11 protein-coding genes are annotated in these 16,964 nt (G+C 50.9%); 4 read left to right on the top strand and 7 right to left on the bottom strand.

What is annotated here, in order from left to right:
* Window positions 1-16: 16 nt before the first annotated feature.
* The 5 genes from AC27IB_RS09660 to AC27IB_RS09640 form a co-directional block, all read right to left on the bottom strand.
* The gene (locus tag AC27IB_RS09660; protein WP_487120564.1) at window positions 17-3,076 is read right to left on the bottom strand and encodes a TonB-dependent receptor; all 3,060 of its coding nucleotides are present in this window, start codon (window positions 3,074-3,076) and stop codon (window positions 17-19) included.
* A 472-nt stretch (window positions 3,077-3,548) separates the two neighbouring features.
* Window positions 3,549-4,925 (bottom strand): alkaline phosphatase PhoX, encoded by a 1,377-nt coding sequence (locus AC27IB_RS09655; RefSeq protein WP_487120562.1) that lies wholly within the window; start codon window positions 4,923-4,925, stop codon window positions 3,549-3,551.
* A 152-nt stretch (window positions 4,926-5,077) separates the two neighbouring features.
* Complete coding sequence (locus AC27IB_RS09650; protein WP_487120560.1) at window positions 5,078-5,983, bottom strand: DUF697 domain-containing protein; 906 nt, start codon at window positions 5,981-5,983, stop codon at window positions 5,078-5,080.
* A 2-nt stretch (window positions 5,984-5,985) separates the two neighbouring features.
* On the bottom strand, window positions 5,986-7,365 hold the full coding sequence (locus AC27IB_RS09645; RefSeq protein WP_487120558.1) for a YcjX family protein: 1,380 nt from the start codon (window positions 7,363-7,365) through the stop codon (window positions 5,986-5,988).
* Window positions 7,366-7,465: 100 nt separating this feature from the next.
* Window positions 7,466-8,677, bottom strand: coding sequence for a M24 family metallopeptidase (locus tag AC27IB_RS09640; protein WP_487120556.1), 1,212 nt, complete (start codon window positions 8,675-8,677; stop codon window positions 7,466-7,468).
* Between the two features lie 167 nt (window positions 8,678-8,844).
* Between AC27IB_RS09640 and AC27IB_RS09635 the strand changes: the two genes are divergently transcribed.
* The gene (locus AC27IB_RS09635) at window positions 8,845-10,692 is read left to right on the top strand and encodes a DUF885 domain-containing protein (RefSeq protein ID WP_487120554.1); all 1,848 of its coding nucleotides are present in this window, start codon (window positions 8,845-8,847) and stop codon (window positions 10,690-10,692) included.
* A gap of 57 nt (window positions 10,693-10,749) precedes the next feature.
* On the opposite strand, the gene AC27IB_RS09630 is transcribed toward AC27IB_RS09635, so the two are convergent.
* Complete coding sequence (locus AC27IB_RS09630) at window positions 10,750-11,697, bottom strand: S41 family peptidase (RefSeq protein WP_487120552.1); 948 nt, start codon at window positions 11,695-11,697, stop codon at window positions 10,750-10,752.
* Between the two features lie 164 nt (window positions 11,698-11,861).
* Between AC27IB_RS09630 and AC27IB_RS09625 the strand changes: the two genes are divergently transcribed.
* The 3 genes from AC27IB_RS09625 (at window position 11,862) to AC27IB_RS09615 (ending at window position 15,024) form a co-directional block, all read left to right on the top strand.
* Window positions 11,862-13,109, top strand: a complete 1,248-nt coding sequence (locus AC27IB_RS09625) for a DEAD/DEAH box helicase (protein WP_487120550.1) — start codon at window positions 11,862-11,864, stop codon at window positions 13,107-13,109.
* Between the two features lie 113 nt (window positions 13,110-13,222).
* A complete protein-coding gene (locus tag AC27IB_RS09620) occupies window positions 13,223-14,647 on the top strand; it encodes an MATE family efflux transporter (RefSeq protein WP_296049411.1) in 1,425 nt (474 codons plus the stop codon).
* Window positions 14,648-14,661: 14 nt separating this feature from the next.
* Window positions 14,662-15,024 (top strand): RidA family protein, encoded by a 363-nt coding sequence (locus AC27IB_RS09615; protein WP_487120548.1) that lies wholly within the window; start codon window positions 14,662-14,664, stop codon window positions 15,022-15,024.
* Between the two features lie 39 nt (window positions 15,025-15,063).
* Here AC27IB_RS09615 and AC27IB_RS09610 read toward each other — a convergent pair whose 3' ends face one another.
* Window positions 15,064-16,704, bottom strand: a complete 1,641-nt coding sequence (locus AC27IB_RS09610) for an acyl-CoA synthetase (RefSeq protein WP_487120546.1) — start codon at window positions 16,702-16,704, stop codon at window positions 15,064-15,066.
* Between the last annotated feature and the right edge of the window lie 260 nt (window positions 16,705-16,964).

Here is a 16,964-nt window from a genome sequence, read left to right as displayed (position 1 = left end):
CGAGGTTATACGGAAATCAGAACTTCACACCTACAGCCAGTTGGATACGGCGTGGGTTGTAGTATTGACGTGGTGTACCAAAGTTTTCATCAACAACATAAGGGTTGTAGCTATAGCCGGTTTGCTTGTCGAACACGTTAAAGATATCAGCACGGAAACGTGCAGTGTAACCTTCCACAAATTCCCAGTTTTGCGTATAGCTCAAATCCATTTGCCAGTGGCTTGCACCGCGGCGGCCACCTGCCGGTTCAGCAAAACGGCTGGTGCCTGATGAATAACCGTAAGGGGTACCATCCCACGCAGTCCAGGCTTCACCCGACTGGAACACAAAGTACGCACCAAACACACCTTCCCAGTCAGCAGTATAGGTACTGATCACTTTTACTTTATGCGGCTTATCACCAATCATATTGCCGTAACGGTTATCCCATACCATGCGGCCGCGGCCGTCACCGTAGAATGATGAACCGATAAAGGTGTTGGCATCATTGCCTGCTGTGGTGTTGTCCTGGTCGAAGTTACCGTAGTAGTGGCTCCAGACGTAAGACGCATTGACATACCACTTATCATTCTGGTACTCACCTTCGATACTCCATTCCCAGTACTTGGTCTGACCGCCATCGACTTCAGCGATAACATAAGACGAACCGCCCACTTCATCGCGCATGGCGTCGAGGTTAGGAATATACAGGCCTTTTTCTGCTATATTGGCCGGTACACCACCGAAATCACCGTAGTCGCCGTACAAGCGAGCACCATTAGGCATATCTTCCCAGAAATGACTGCCGTAGCGATAACGCAGGTGTGAGCGCACGAAGAGCTCATTAGTCACCATTTTAGTGGTACCAATGGTGAATTCGTCAATACGACGGGGACGCATATTGTCAGCAAAGAATTTACCTGACGAACCTGCAGCACCACCGGCATCTACAAAGTCACCATTCTCATCGAAACGAACTAACAGGGTACGGCGGGTATTACGATCCCATGATGCAGCCCGTGCCAGTGAGCTGGCATTCGGGTTGTAGCTGGCGTAATTAGCAAATACAGTCGCCGATTCTTCGTACTCCCAGGTAACGCCCAAACGCGGCTGGATCATATCCTTCCAGTCGGTTTTGTACATTTCGTATTTCTCACCCGGCGCTAACTCGTAGCCTGATACATTACTGCTGTTTTTACGCAGACCCTGACCATACAAGGTGTCGCGGCTTACCAGAACACCAATGTTATAGGTAAAGTCGCCGTGTTCAATTTCATCGTTGATTTCAAAATCAATCGACTCGGCATAAGACGTAATCGATGAGACTGCGTTGCCATCCTGTACCAGACTCATTTGCTGAATAGAGGCTTCGTAGAAGACGTTGGTTAAATCGCTGTCTCCACCATCGGCGCCCAGACCACCGATGTAGCTGATAGAGCCCCAGCCGTTCGATAGGCGGGATAAGTCTTCTTCCAGCTCAGACCAACGTGCACCGAAATGCAGGAAGTGCGTCATCTCACCGGTGTAGATTTCAGTATCGAAACCCACCTGAAAGGATTCGCGGGCAAAGTCCTGATTGTTATAAGTTGGGTAGGCACCAATGCCGGCACCACCGCTTAAGTCACCGTCATCACCCACATAACCATACTGAGCAATTAACGGCGCAGCTGAAGCATTAAAGGCGTCGATAGCAGCGATTTCATCAGCGGTTGCACCGTCAGGGTAATCACGTAAGCTCGGTACACCGAAATAACCCATTTGATCGAGGTTGCCGATATCCAGTGAATCACCTAATGCCGGCATAAAACCTAATTCCACGTCCGGACGTGAGCTGCCGTCTTCAGAATATTTGGCATACTTAAAGTTCAGGCTCGATGTATCGCCTAATAACCATGAGCCATCTACTGCGGTGATCTTAATTTGCGCTTCAGACCCCAGAGACACACTGTCTGTTTCAAATTCACCAATGGACCCGCCCACTTCCTGTCGATCTGACACACGCTGACTAACATTCAGCAAAATATCTTCGGTGGGTGCCCAGGTGAGCTTTCCGAAATACTCATCACGGGTGTTTTCGTAAGATTTGGTTGGGCCGTATGCTGTGATTTTATTATCGCCGTTCACTTCAGGACGGAAATACGAGCCATAGAAAAACAGCTGATCTTCCAGAATGGGACCACTAACCGAGGCAATAATCCAACTGCGGTCGACATCGCTGATCACGCCATCCACCGGCGTGGAAGTGAATCCTGAATTTTGCAGTCGGTATTCCAGGCTACCATGGAACTCATTAGTACCCGATTTCGTAGCAGAGTTAACCGCAAAACCACCGGCACGATTAAAGCCAATCGCTTTAGCACCACCGCGGTCGACAGACACATAAGCAATATCGTGAGTGGCTGGCTCGGAAGATAAGTTACCAAACATCGGTAAAGATAAGTCCACACCATCCAGTGCATAGCTGTTATCCACACCCGAACCACCGGCTGAGGGCCCAAGCGTGCTATTTTCGCTGTATTCCACACCTGGCAGAATTTTCAGCATGTCGCGGTAAGACTGACCAATCGGCATATTAGCAATAACGTCTTCGCCAAATGAGTTAGTCAGCGCAGAGTCACCTTCAGTAACAATCGCGGTGCCGTAAACGGCAATGCGCTCAGCCTGAGCGGGCTCATAAGCCAGGTTAATCACCGACGCCTGCTCCAGCAGCACCATAGTACTGGTTGTGCGCTTCGAGCCATCGGCAAAGGTAAAGGTTACATCATAACTCCCTGGGAGCAGGTAGGGTAATGAGAACGTACCGTCAGGACGTGTGGTTGCCGAACGCGGCTTGGGCATCACGTCGCTGGTTACAACGACTTGCACTCCACTTACCGCTACATCCCCGCCGGGCGCGGTTACGGTACCTTTAATACTGCCGGTAATTTGCTGGGCTTGTACTGGCGCACAGATGCCCGCAGCCATCGCGCCGGCAAACATAACGGCGGCAGTAGAAGTTGAACGGTTTTTCCAGGATTGACGAATTGCCTGACGAATCTGACCAGACAGATACTGGCCGGCAAATCTCGCCCTTATTGACGTGAGTTCCTTATGCATGAGAGTGACCCTTTTACTGTTTTTAGTGCGGCTAAATTACCACTTATGGTCAACATTTAACCCACAGCACGACCACACGTCAAGAATAATTTTTTCTAATTATTCATATTTTTTGAAATATTTTATCTCAGATCAAGAATAATTTTCGGCTCAACGGTTTTATTTATTCTATTCTAATACAAACCGGCCTGTTCAGAATTGAGTTTAACACTAAAGTTTGTGCAAAAAACGCGGATTAATCAAAATTTAAACTATTTAATTCATAAGTTTAAAAAATAAACATCCGAAAATAGCAGATAGGTTTTTTATATCATTGTGAGGAATAACATGGGCTTTTTTATTCAATAACGTGATTAATTATTACTCAGGAATAGCTTATTCGTAGAAATAAAATATTAATTATTCCTAATAAAGACGAAAAATTATTCTGAATTTAACACGGCAGCCGGGTTGGCTGCCGCGTTTTGAACGCTTAAGCGTTAAGGTGATTCCAGGGGCCCGAAATCGCCAGGGTTTTGGTGGGGGAATAAAGGTTCACAAACAGTGTTTTGCCATCCGGCGAGAAACACGCCCCCGCCAACTCCGTTTGCAGGGCCAACTGCGCAAAAGAATACACTTCCCCCGCCGGAGTCACTCCACGTAAGTGATTATCCACAATGGCAGTGTACTGATCTTCACAAATAATCAAATGGCCATTGGGTGTTACCGTTAAGTTATCGCCAAAGTTCAGCACTTGACTGTCGGCACTTTCCACAAACAATTGCAAAACACCTGGTGCATCACTCTCGCCCGGGCTTCCTTCATAGGCAGAAGGCTTATAAGCCATCACCTGCCCCAGCTTTTTATGGCCGCCGTTGGTGCAGCAGAAATACAATCGGTCCTCTGCCCAGTGAATGCCCTCGCCCCGGGCAAACAACGCAGCCCCGGCCTGATAGCCTTGCTTACGCAGATCATCTTCGGCGCTGTCGGGCGAGGTGATATCTACCCAACTTACATCCAGCCACTCACCCACTGGCATTTCACGCTTGTTCCAGTTGCGTGAGTCAAATTTAGGATAGCCTTTCACGGCCAGCGCCTGCAGTTTTCCGCCCGCCGCCAGATTGCCATATTCATTGGGGATAAAACGATACAACAGGCTGTCACCCCGGTCTTCGGTCATGTAAACAATACCGGTTTCAGGATCCACACAGGCGGCTTCATGATTAAAACGTCCTAAAGCTTTCAGGGGCTTTGCCTCAACCAGCCCTTCCGCGGTAGCAGGCACTTCAAACACATAGCCATGATACTTATCCCCTTCGTCAGACGGCGTATCCACGCTTTCTTCGCAGGTAAGCCAGCTCCCCCAGGGGGTGATCCCGCCAGAGCAATTGCGCACGGTGCCAACCAGGCTCAGATATTCCCGTTCTTTATTACCCGTTTGGGTGTTGTACACAATCGTAGTGGTACCACCTGGCAGGGCTTCGTCGTACTGATTATTGTCGTAAGACAAGGGTGACTTAAACGGCTCTGGTTGCCCTGGGCCAAACTCGCTCAAATGCTTAGGCTGCAATTCATGGTTGCGAATTAATGCCACCCGGTTTTCATCCAGCGGCAAACACCCCATCCCGTCGGCGCGGTCGGGTACTTGCAGGCCGTCATCCATTTTCTGTGAGAAAGAAGATAAGATTTTATAAGTAAACCCTTCCGGTAGTGACAGTATGCCATTAGGGTCGTTAATAAGCGGGCCATAACCGGCACTGGTTTTCATACTAACGTTGGTGGCAGCCATGGGCTGTCTGAAGAGGCCGCCTGACATACCGGCGGCTGCCAGCGTTCCCAGGGCGACGGTAAACTGTCGTCGTGTAATCATGGTGTTCCTTTGTTTTGCACGGCCATTTTTGTTTTTAATTTACATCGTTACGGTGTGTTTCGAATAACAAAATGGGTTTTGGTTCCTTCCAGACAACGGAGTAAACGCTCAACGCGCTATTTTTACCGATAAACTACCCACCAGACGAAGCGCTATTTCTCTTCTTCCAGCAGGCGCATCAGGGTTTTACCCAACCGCACGTTAAGTGCGCCAGCCGCCACCGCTTCGGCAGAGTTTTCCATCAGCTTGGCAGCTAACGAGCCACTGAGCTGATTGGTCATTTCATCGGTGGCCAGATCGAAAATGCTTTGCGCGGCCAGGTTCTGAGCCAGAATTTTCATCAGCTTCCAGTTACCTGCTGTTGCCGGTCGCAGCCCGTATACTTTCGCCACCCGTTTAATGGTGCGCATGCTGATCCACAAAATCATTAACGACTGAATAAGATGATTCGGACTGATAAACGCCATGCTGCCGCTGGCCATGGATTCCCTTTTCACCACTTCACTGGCTTTGGCTTTCACCGGCTCAGCAACAAACTGGCGGTACATTTCCACAATCTCGGCACTGGAATGATCGGCCTTTAATAAGCCGGTAAAACGCTTGTAGCACTGCTCAGCATAACTGTGGCGGGTAAACTGGCTGGCGTGCAGCTGCAATGCATCCAGCGTTGCCTGCCTGGCGTCGTTGCGCGCCAGTTCTGATAACTTTGGCCGGCGATGAATAAATTGAGTGACTTTGCGATAGCCCCGCACCTCGCCGAGGGTCATGAACGATACGCTTAGCACAAATATCCCCAGCACCGCGGCCAACACTGAAGTGGCCACCGGCGAGGAAGCAAAGTTGCTCTCTATGAAGGTGACCGCTTCAAACAGGCTAAACCCAACCACACAGCCAATTCCAGAAAGCAGCGCCAGCCACTTAGCAGAAAAGCCTTTGGCGGGTTCTACCACGGTGAGCGTCTCAGCGTCGCGTTTAACCGGCATGGCATGATCCGGTGGCTGCATATCAATTTCCGTTTGTGTGACTTTGGAGCGATAGGTTTTTTCTGTGGTGCTCACGGTTAGTCCTCCAGTAGATACTGAAACAGCCTGTCCAGGCCATTGCCATTTAAAATGCGCGCCAGATGGTCTCTTGGGACACCGGCGGGTAACGCCGGATAATGCTCCTCGCCTGGCATGGCTTTCAGCGAGTCAGGTAAGGGTTCAAAGGTCGCTTCCATATACCGACCATCCTTGTTTACATAGCGCAGTGCCTGCTCATTTGAACCGGCATCGGTAGCCTGAATGGCCGAGACCAGAAAGTGTTCAAACTGGATTTCGTCTTTATCCAGCTGGGCCGTTGCGCCCCGGGTTACATCTTTAAGCAGCGCCAGCAGGTTGTCTTTCTGGGCCGCCGGAATGAGATCGCTTTTGGTGGCAACAAAGGCGACTTTGGCAATTTTTTGCTGGCGCAACAGATGGCGTTGCACCCAGCCCGGATCGCCATACAGAAAGGTTTGCGCCAAATTGCTTAAGGTTTCCCGCAGCTGATATAAGTGACTTTTGCTGTGATTTAAGCCTTCGAAAAGGTCGACCAGGATGATTTGTTTGTCTGTCTCGCGAAACGTACTTTGTTTTAAATCTGCCAGCCAGCGTTTCTGAAACACCTCAAAATGATGACTAAAACGTTGTGTCCAGGGGCTGGATAAATCACTGCTTATCCGTGACGGCAATGGCGTAAAGCCATATTCCTGCCAGTCGAACCCCGACCCGGGAATAAGAAAACTGCCGGGTTGCAGCATGGAGATGCCCTGGGCTTTGGCAGCCAACAGGTACTCACGGTATTGGGTCACCAGCAAATTAATTGCATCAGGGGTGGGCGGCTGTTCAAAATCGAATTCACTCACCGCCGCATGCCAGTCTTTAGCAAACTGATTCTGCGGCTCATTCATTTGCTGCGCCCAGGCGGAGTCCGACCATTGCGTAAAGGTTTTATCCAGCATGGGTAAGTCGGTGAGCCACTCGCCGGGGTAATCAATAAACTCAAACACGATATCGGTAAACGGCAGCAGGTACTTTTTAACGCCATGGGTCTGGCGCAGTCGCACCGTTAACTGAAAGCCAGCCACTGACTCGGTAGCTGGCGGCCATTCACCTTTTTCCAGCGCCGCCATGTGCTCTGCTACCGGGAATTCAGGCAGGTCGCCCAGTGGCTCCACCCACATGTTCTCAACCAGATCCATGGGCAGGTAATGGAGCAACGGCAGACACTGATACTGCTGCTCACTGCGGTACTTTAAGATGGTCATCAGGCTGGTAAACAGCATGGATTTACCACTGCGGCTTAAGCCGGTAATGGTAAAACGGTGGCGCGACTGCATAAACCATTCGGCAAATTGTGCCGAGCCGGCATCAGACGCCCGTCTGACCGGTTTAAGCACACTGTCCAGCAAGTTTCGCATGGTAGTCCTCCCGCCCCTTTATCCTGCTAATCCCTGAATGTATTACTTAACGTGGGTGGCTTTGCAATCAATATCAAGCTTTTGCCACACTTTGTTACAGTTACAGCCCAAAGGGGTTATCGATGGACTGAGCCGGTGCGGTAAACCAGCGCGGGCCGTCCTCTGCCATATAAAAATGGTCTTCCAGGCGGATCCCGAACTCGCCAGGCACCACTATCATTGGTTCATTACTAAAGCACATGCCCTGGGCTAATGGCTGCGGATTGTCTTTTACCAGATAAGGCCATTCGTGGATATCCATGCCGATGCCATGGCCGGTGCGGTGAGGTAATCCCGGCAAATCGTAATCAGGTCCAAGGCCAGCACTTTCCAGACTAACCCGGGCCGCGGCATCAACGTCACCACAGGGCGAGCCATTGGCCGCCGCAGCAAAAGCCGCCAGTTGCGCGTCTTTTTCGGCCTGCCACAAACGGGCCTGTTTTTCGCTGGCTCCACCAAAGGAATAGGTGCGGGTAATGTCCGACAAATAGCCATGTAACTTACAACCGGTATCGATAAGCACCAGATCGCCGGGTTTTAATACCTGCGGATCTTTTACGCCATGAGGAAAAGAGGTGGCTTTGCCAAACAGCACAATACAAAAATACGATCCGCTGGCGCCCACCTTTTTATGCGCGTCATGAATAAACTGTTCTACCTCGGTGGTGGTGATCCCTTCATGTAATATGCTGGCGGTGGCCTGATGGACTGCCAATGTCATGTCCATCGCGCGCTGAATAAGCGCCAGTTCGCTGGCCGATTTATGCATACGGCAATGGGCTGTCACGCCACTGGCATTAATGATTTCAATATCCGGCATGGCTTTGTTAAAACCATCAACAATGAAAAACGCCGTGGCTTCATCCACACCCAGCAGATCACCGCCGTTAACACCAACGTCTTTTAAAACGCTGGCCACCAGCGCATAGGGGCTTTCGTGTTCCTGCCAGCCAACAATATCGCCGGCAATCACCTGACGCTCCGACAGCGAATCAATTTCAAACAAAGGAGCAATGTAAATTACCTCACCGTTGGCGGGCAGTATCGCCCCCACTAACCGTTCGCTGGGGTACCAGTCCATGCCGGTGAAATAACTTAAATTCGTCCCGGCATTAAGGTAAATAGCTGCAATTTGATGCTCGCGCATATAACGCTGCGCTTTGTCGATACGACGGGTGTATTCGGCTTTATCTACCGGGCGGGTGTCTTTTGTCATGTCGGTCAATGTCGCGAGTGCCGACGCTTTGCTTGCCCCGCCTATACCTTTTTGCATACCTTACTCCTGTGAAAATTCCGGCTTTCAGATAGCGGTCACTATAACTTATGCGCCTGGCTGGCAACAGGCAGCCACCCGGGATTTAGTCTCCCCAGACCGGCAACCTGACGGTTTCCTCTCGCTCAGGGCGTTTCACTGAGGCAGTATGAGTAAGATACGATAGAATGAATGATATCCGCATAGAACAAAAACAGGAGACTCTGGTGCTCACAGCTCAATCCCCCAACCCAGTAAAAATAGTAGCTTTATCGGTAATGATGGCGTGTTCAGCCATCGGTGTAACGGCTTGCTCTTCCACTTCTTCGCCGTCAGCTACCACCAGTGTGGTTCAGAACAGCGCCGACAGCCGCTTTGAAGCGCTGTATGAGGCAGAGTGGGCGTGGCGCCAGAATAAAGACGCTACCGATGAGAACAGTAATACCACCAGCGCGCCGTCGAGCCTGCCGGATGTTAGCATTCCTACTCAGCAAAAACGTCTCGCCCGGTGGCAGGAGACCCTGGCACAGCTCAACGCTATCGACGTAGACGCCTTATCACAAACCAATCAAATCAACTACGCGGTGTATCGCCTGCAAGTTGAAAACCTGATTGCCGACCAGCAGTTTAAAACCTACGAAAAGCCTTTACTTGGTGATACGGCGTTCTGGAGCAACCTGGCCTATATCACCCGTGAAACCTTTCATAGCGAGCAGGATTTCGAGAATTACATACAGTGGCTGCAAGACATGCCGCGCTATTTCGATCAGCAAATTGCCAATATGAAGCTTGGCCTGGCGCGTAAGTTTACGTTACCGAAGATTTCCTTACAGGGCCGTGATGCGTCAGTGATCTCGGTAGTGGAAGCAAAAGGCGCGGATAACATGTATTTCAAGCCGTTTAAGAAAATGCCTTCCCGCTTAAGTGAAGAAAAACAAGCGCAATTGCAGGCCAAAGCCAAAGCCGCTATCGCCGAATATGTTATTCCCGCTCATCAGACATTACTGACTTTCTTGCAGGAAGACTACATTCCTAATGCCCAGCCTTCGATTGCCGGTTATGACCTGCCCGATGGCAAAGCCTATTATCAGGCGCAAATTAAGAAGTACACCACGCTGGATTTGAGCGCTGAAGAAATCCATCAGATAGGGTTGGATGAAGTCGCCAAAATCCGCCAGCGCATGCATGAAGTAATGGCCGAGGTAGGCTTTGACGGTGACTTACAGGCCTTTTTAACCTTCCTGCGCACCGACGCGCAATTTTATGTTGGTACACCACAGGCACTGCTCGACCGCGCGGCCTGGACTGCCAAGGAATTTGATGCCGTGGCAGGCCAATGGTTTGGTCACCTGCCCCGTAAACGTTTTGCCATTATTAAAGTGCCGGATGACATCGCGCCATTTTATACCGCTGGCCGCGGTGGCCCGGGGACTTACTGGGTAAACACCTACGACTTACCTTCGCGCCCACTGTATTCGTTACCGGCGCTCACGCTGCACGAATCGGCCCCGGGTCATGCGTTCCAGATGCCGCTGTCACTGGAAAACAATGCCATTCCTGAGTTTCGCCGCAAGAGCTATATCTCTGCATTCGGTGAGGGCTGGGCACTGTACAGCGAGTTATTAGGTGAAGAAATGGGCCTTTACCATACCCCTTACGAGGTATTTGGCATGCTCAGCTACCAGATGTGGCGAGCGGCTCGTTTAGTGGTTGATACCGGTATCCACGCCAAGGGCTGGACCCGTAAACAGGCGCAGGATTTTATGAAAGAGAACACCGCGCTGTCGATTCATGAAATCACCACCGAAGTAGACCGCTATATCGCCTGGCCTGGACAGGCACTCTCCTACTATCTTGGCCAGATGGCCATTGTTGAATACCGCGCACGTGCGGAAGCGGCCCTTGGTGAGCAGTTCGATATTCGTAACTTCCACGACATGATCCTGCAAATGGGCTCAGTGCCCCTTGCGGTTCTGGAAGAACGAGTCGATAAGTTTATTGCCGAAGGCGGCCCATCGCCCTACCCGGCTGGTTAACATTCAAAAAAATGGGCATAAGCACTTATGCCCTTTTTTAAATCAGCAAACTTCTATTTATAATGCCTCAGTTGCCAGCTTAAGCGCTTCAGACACCGCTTCGCCAGCGTCAGTTTGCACATCAGGTATAACGCCGCTACTTTTCCAGCTATCGCCGGTTTGTGGATGTTGCAGCTCAGCGTAAGCCATCACCATGCTTAAATGCTCACTCAGTTTCTTCACGGTGGTCATATAACCCAGGCCAATGGTTGGCATGCCCACTATCGTCGCCCGGTCGGCTTGCTGTAATGTGAAAGCGACGAACTCCCAGGAACCGGCAATAAAAGGCGATGTAACAATAAACAGCGGCTTGTCTCTGTCAACCGGATTCGTCACCTTCTCTGCCAACAAAGGAGTGCGATTATTGTGGGCAAAAGTAACCATCGAGAGCGGCTTTCCGACTGGCATAAAATGACTCAGAAACTGTTGCGAGACCGGCAATGAAGTCATTCCAGCACTTCTGAGGTCGATCACAATTGCCTTACTGCCAGCTAAAAAAGCCATCGCTTTATCAATTTCTGCCTGCCACTGCTCATCCAATAAATCACCATCGACGGCGAGGTAGCCAATATCGCCCTCCAGCATTTGCGTTTGAAGCGCGCCGGGCAGCACATCACCAGCCATCGCGGTGCCGTTTAGCCCGGACTGCCAGTGCAGTTCGAAGTTGGAATCCTGACTTATTGAGTAAAGCATGGACTCCAGTTTTATTTTCAGGCGACCGAAAGAAAACGGACCGTTAAAGTCACCTCGCTGCAGAGCATTGTTAAGTAATTCAACCGTGTCATGACGTGCGTCGTCGCGTATATACTCCTGCTTAACGGCGCTTATCAGCTGGGTCACTGCATCATGGACTTCCTGCTTCGCTAGCAAAGGTTCATTTGCCGCAAATGCAGGGGCCAACGCCGGTGTTAAGCCAACAAGGTTGAAAATGAATACCACAAGTAAAATGCGTTTAACGAACGTCACCGGCTCATTCCTTTATAGTTGCCTATCCTATAAGTTGGTCTTAAGTATCCGCTTTCAATGCGTGGTGAATAAAAACAGATATCCGGACATAAACTACAGCTAAGCTGCCAACCGTTAAAGTGCTACAATAGCACTGTCTTTTTTAATCAGTAGCGATGTAAGTTATGCGTTTTTCCGACCTGGGGCTGCACACCCAATTGTTAGCCATCCTTGACGAGCTTGGCTATCAAACTCCAACGCCTATTCAACAGGCTGCCATACCCGAGGTACTGGACGGGCGCGACGTACTGGCCGGGGCACAAACCGGAACGGGCAAAACCGCGGCGTTTGCCTTGCCGTTAATTCAGCGGTACCTGACCGACCAAAGCCCCCAAAACGCCATTGGTGTGTTAGTGCTTACCCCAACGCGCGAGCTCGCCCAGCAGGTACACCAGAGTTTTGTTACCTACAGCCAGAATACCGGCTTACGCTCGGTAGTAGCCTACGGCGGAGCAAGCATCAACCCGCAGATTGAAGCATTAAACCAGGGCTGTGACGTATTGGTTGCCACCCCCGGGCGGTTACTGGAACTGGTTATCAAGGAGCTTATTGACCTGAGCAACCTGCAAACGCTGGTACTCGATGAAGCCGACCGGATGTTGGATATGGGCTTTATTATCGATATCAAGCGCATCCTCCGACACTTGCCAGAAGAGCGCCAGACGCTGTTTTTCAGTGCCACGTTTAACGATGAGGTGTTTGCCCTCAAAAACACCCTGCTGAAAGATCCGGCACTCATTGAAGTGGCCGAAAGGAATACCACTGCCGCAAAAGTTGAACAACGCATCTATGAAGTGGACAGTCACAAAAAAGCGGCTCTGGTGGCTTACCTGATTGGTGCTAACAACTGGCAGCAGGTACTCATATTTACCCGCACCAAGCAGGCGGTGGATGCCTTGGCCAAAGAGCTTGGCAAAGACGGCATCACTGCCTCGGCCGTTCATGGCGACAAAGCGCAAGGCGCACGCGAACGTGCTCTGGAAGCCTTTAAAACCGGCCAGGTCCGCGCACTGGTTGCCACCGATGTGGCCGCCCGGGGCCTTGATATCCAGCAGTTACAGTATGTCATCAACTTTGAGCTTCCCTATAACGCCGAGGACTATATCCACCGCATAGGTCGCACTGGCCGGGCCGGTTTAGCAGGGCTGGCAGTATCGCTGGTTTCCCATAAAGAGAAATACCTGCTTGAGGACGTTGAAAAGCTCACCGGCGAACATTTTATTCCTCAGTGGGTGGAAGGTTTTGAGCCCAACCCAGCCACACAGGAAAGTGCTGGTAACACCCGACGCAAACCATCGAAAAAGTCTCTGCGCGCTAACGCCCTGGGTGAAACTGCCAGCAAAGGAAAAGCCGGCAAACGGCGTCGCCGCTAGGGCGTGCTGACCTGTGCTTTTGAATATATAAAATGCCAAATCCGCAGGTTTGACAGCCGTGTTTTTTCAGCGGGGTCGGGGTACCATAGCGCGTCTTTTGCTACGGAGCTTGCATGGCCCATTCATCACAACTTCTCACCGGCCCCATTCATAAGGCACTGCTATCGCTTGCCATTCCCATAGTGATCAGCCAGCTTCTGCAATCCGCTTATCAGTTAACTGATGCGTTCTGGGTGGGTCGCCTGGGTCCGGCGGAAGTTGCCGCCGTGTCGATTAGTATGCCGGTAACCTTTCTGGTGATAGCCATAGGGGCGGGCCTTGCCATGGCCGGCGCCACACTGGCCGCCCAGTATATGGGCGCCGGGCGCAGGGATGAGGTCGACAAAGTCTCCGCACAAACCTTATTAATGGTACTGGTAATGTCCACAATACTGGGTACTTGCGGATATTGGTTATCGCCCCATTTTCTGACTCTGCTGAAAGTAGAACCCGAGGTTTACAGCAACGCACTGAGCTTTATGCATGTCTCTTTCATCGGCGTGATCTTTGTATTTACCTTCAACATGTTCCAGGCATTAATGCGCGGTGTGGGCGAGGTGCGTATACCGCTGCTGATTGTGCTTGGTACCGTGTTGCTTAACCTGGTCCTCGACCCCTTGTTTATCTTTGGGTATGGCAGTTTTACCGGTTTAGGTGTTACCGGCGCAGCCCTCGCCACTTTGGTTACCCAGGCGCTGGCCGCCGTAATAGGCATTGGCATTTTGCTCAAAGGCCGCCATGGCATTCATGTTCGGTTGCGCTACTTTATTCCCGATTACAGTTATATTCGCCGCGCCTTTTTCTTAGGCATTCCCGGCTCGGTGGATCTCTCTGCGCGGGCCCTTGGGCAAATCATTATGTCGTTTCTGGTGGCCAGTTTCGGTACGGTGACCATTGCCTCTTATGGCGTAGGTAATAATATTTTGATGTTTGTTACCATCCCGGCACTGGGCCTGGGGATGGCCATCTCTACTCTGGTTGGGCAGAACCTGGGCGCCGGTCAGATAGAGCGCGCTTCGCAAGCGGCGGTTACCGGGGCCATTTGGGGCTTCGTGTCGCTGACGTTAGTTGGCATCCTGAGCTTTTTGCTGGCCCCGCAAATCATCGCGTTTTTCGTGCCCGAGCAACCCGAAGTCATTGCCACCGGCGCTGAGTTTGTCGAAGTAATGGCGCTCACCTGGGGCGGTATGGCGATACAGGTTTGTATTACCGGCGCGTTCAGAGCCTCCGGTAATATGATGAACGCCATGGTGCTATCGCTATTGTCGCAGTGGATGTTTTTATTCCCCATAGCGTTTGTCTTATCGAAACACACAGAGCTCGGTAAAGCCGGTATCTGGTGGGCCTTTGCAGCCACCAATATCCTGATTGGCATTGTGAGTATTTGCTGGCTGGCCCGAGGCACCTGGAAACACACCAAACTTACCAATCAAAAGCAGGAAGTGCTCCACGTTACCGAAGAAACCCTGCGTGAGTCAGACGATCAGTATTATCCTTAGTAAAGAGAAAACACATGAAAATCCACCGTATTAATCCCACCCAACGTTGGTCAGATATCACCGTTTTCAACGGCATCGCCAACTTTGTAGAAGTGCCTGAAACAAACGAAGTCCTCCACATTGAAGGTCAGGTCAGCGCCATTTTTGCCCAGGCCGAAGCGTCTCTTGCTTTAATCGGCAGCGATAAGTCACGCATCTTAAGTGTGACAATCTATATTACTGACTTTAGCCTGGTAGACCGCCTGAATGCCGTATGGGATGCCTGGTTTGATGAAGGGACGGCACCAAGCCGTGCGTGCGTAAAAGTGGAGCTGGCCGACCCGGACTGGCTGCTGGAAATGGCCTTTACCGTTGCTGCGGGCGAAGGGTATTTATAAGCCTCGTGGGAGCGGTGCCAGCCGCCCCCACACGTGTAATCAGCTTTCTTTTACCTGATTGCGCAGTACGAACTTCTGTATTTTACCGGTGGACGTTTTAGGCAACTCACCAAAGATAATATTCTTAGGCACCTTAAAACGCGCCATATTATTGCGGCAAAATTCTATCACCTCTTCGCCGCTAACCTGCATCCCCTCTTTAAGTTTAATGAACGCGGCCGGCACTTCCCCCCACTTTTCGTCCGGTTGTGCCACTACAGCCGCTTCAATAATAGCCGGATGGCGATAAAGCACATCTTCAACCTCGATACTCGAGATATTTTCCCCACCAGAGATGATAATGTCTTTGGAACGGTCTTTGATTTCCACATAACCGTCGGCATGCCATACCGCCAAGTCACCGGAATGAAACCAGCCACCTTCGAAAGACTCATCAGTGGTTGACGGGTTCTTCAAATACCCTTTCATCACCACATTCCCACGCATGAAAATTTCACCAACGGTTTTGCCATCCTGAGGCACCGGTTCAAGGGTAGTGGGATTGGCCACCATAATGTCTTCCTGCATGGGGACCTTAACGCCTTGCCGCGCTTTTTTTCTGGCCTTTTCTTCATTGGGCAGCTCGTCCCACTCATCGTGCCAGGCGCAGACTACACAAGGGCCGTAAGTTTCGGTGAGGCCGTAAACATGAGTGACCGCAAAGCCCATCTCCTCCATGCCCTGAATCACCGCCGCCGGTGGCGCAGCGCCCGCCGTCATCACACTCACCTGATGTTCGATGCCCTGTTTTAACTCATCCGGCGCGTTGTTGAGCATATTCAGCACAATAGGCGCCCCACAAAAATAGTTCACCCCGTCGTCTTTAATGGCCTGGTAAATGGCATCAGGGCGAACGTGGCGTAAGCACACACTTAACCCGGCATTAGCGGCAATGGTCCAGGGGAAGCACCAGCCATTACAATGGAACATGGGTAACGTCCACAAATAACGGGGATGCGGCGCCATATTCCATGACACAATATTGCTCAACGCATTTAAATATGCGCCACGATGGTGATACACCACACCCTTGGGATCGCCGGTAGTGCCCGACGTATAGTTAAGCGTAATGGCGTCCCATTCATCCTCAGGCAGCGACCATTCAAACCCCGCTGCGTCACCGCTGGCGATAAATGCTTCATAATCCATTTCACCAATCAACTCACCGCCTTCGTAATAGGGATCATCAATATCAATAACCAATGGCCGCTTGCTGAGCATTTTTAACGCTTTACCAACCACTTCAGAAAACTCACGGTCGACCATTACCACTTTGGCCTCACCATGCTGCAGAATGAACGCGATGGCTTCGGCATCCAGACGAATATTCACCGCATTTAACACCGCGCCAATCATCGGCACGCCAAAGTGCGCCTCAAACAGTTCCGGTAGATTGGGCGAGATAAAAGCTACCGTATCGCCCTTATCGACTCCCCGCTGAGTTAATGCACTGGCAAGCTGCTGCGTGCGCGCATAGGTTTCGGCCCAGGTGCGGCGGGTTTGCTGATGGATAACCGCCAGATGATTGGGGTACACCGCCGCGGTTCGTTTGATAAAAGACAGCGGGCTTAAAGCCGCAAAGTTAGCAAGGTTCTGGTCGAGTCCTAACGCGTAGGGGTTATGATGATGTGTAGGGTTCATGGGTATCCTTATCGCATTCAAACAAGCGTTTAATTTATTCCTCCATACTAGACTTTTGTTTAAGCTAAGCACAGTAGCCGATGGTCTTAGATAGCTGGATTTATTGAGGCTTTTTATGTTTCAAATATCAAACTCCACGATAACCCGTAACAAAAATAAAACATTTCGGTTATCTTTAGCGGCGGGCTATGGTATTTGTATGACAAATCAAAATATCCATGGATAGTTATGCGGTTTGTTCTCTTCGCGACGTTATTGTT

The sequence above is a fragment of the Alteromonas sp. 4NH20-0104 genome (genome assembly GCF_057547795.1).
Note: the sequence above shows the minus strand (reverse complement) of the source record. Positions and strands in the feature narration are given on the sequence as shown.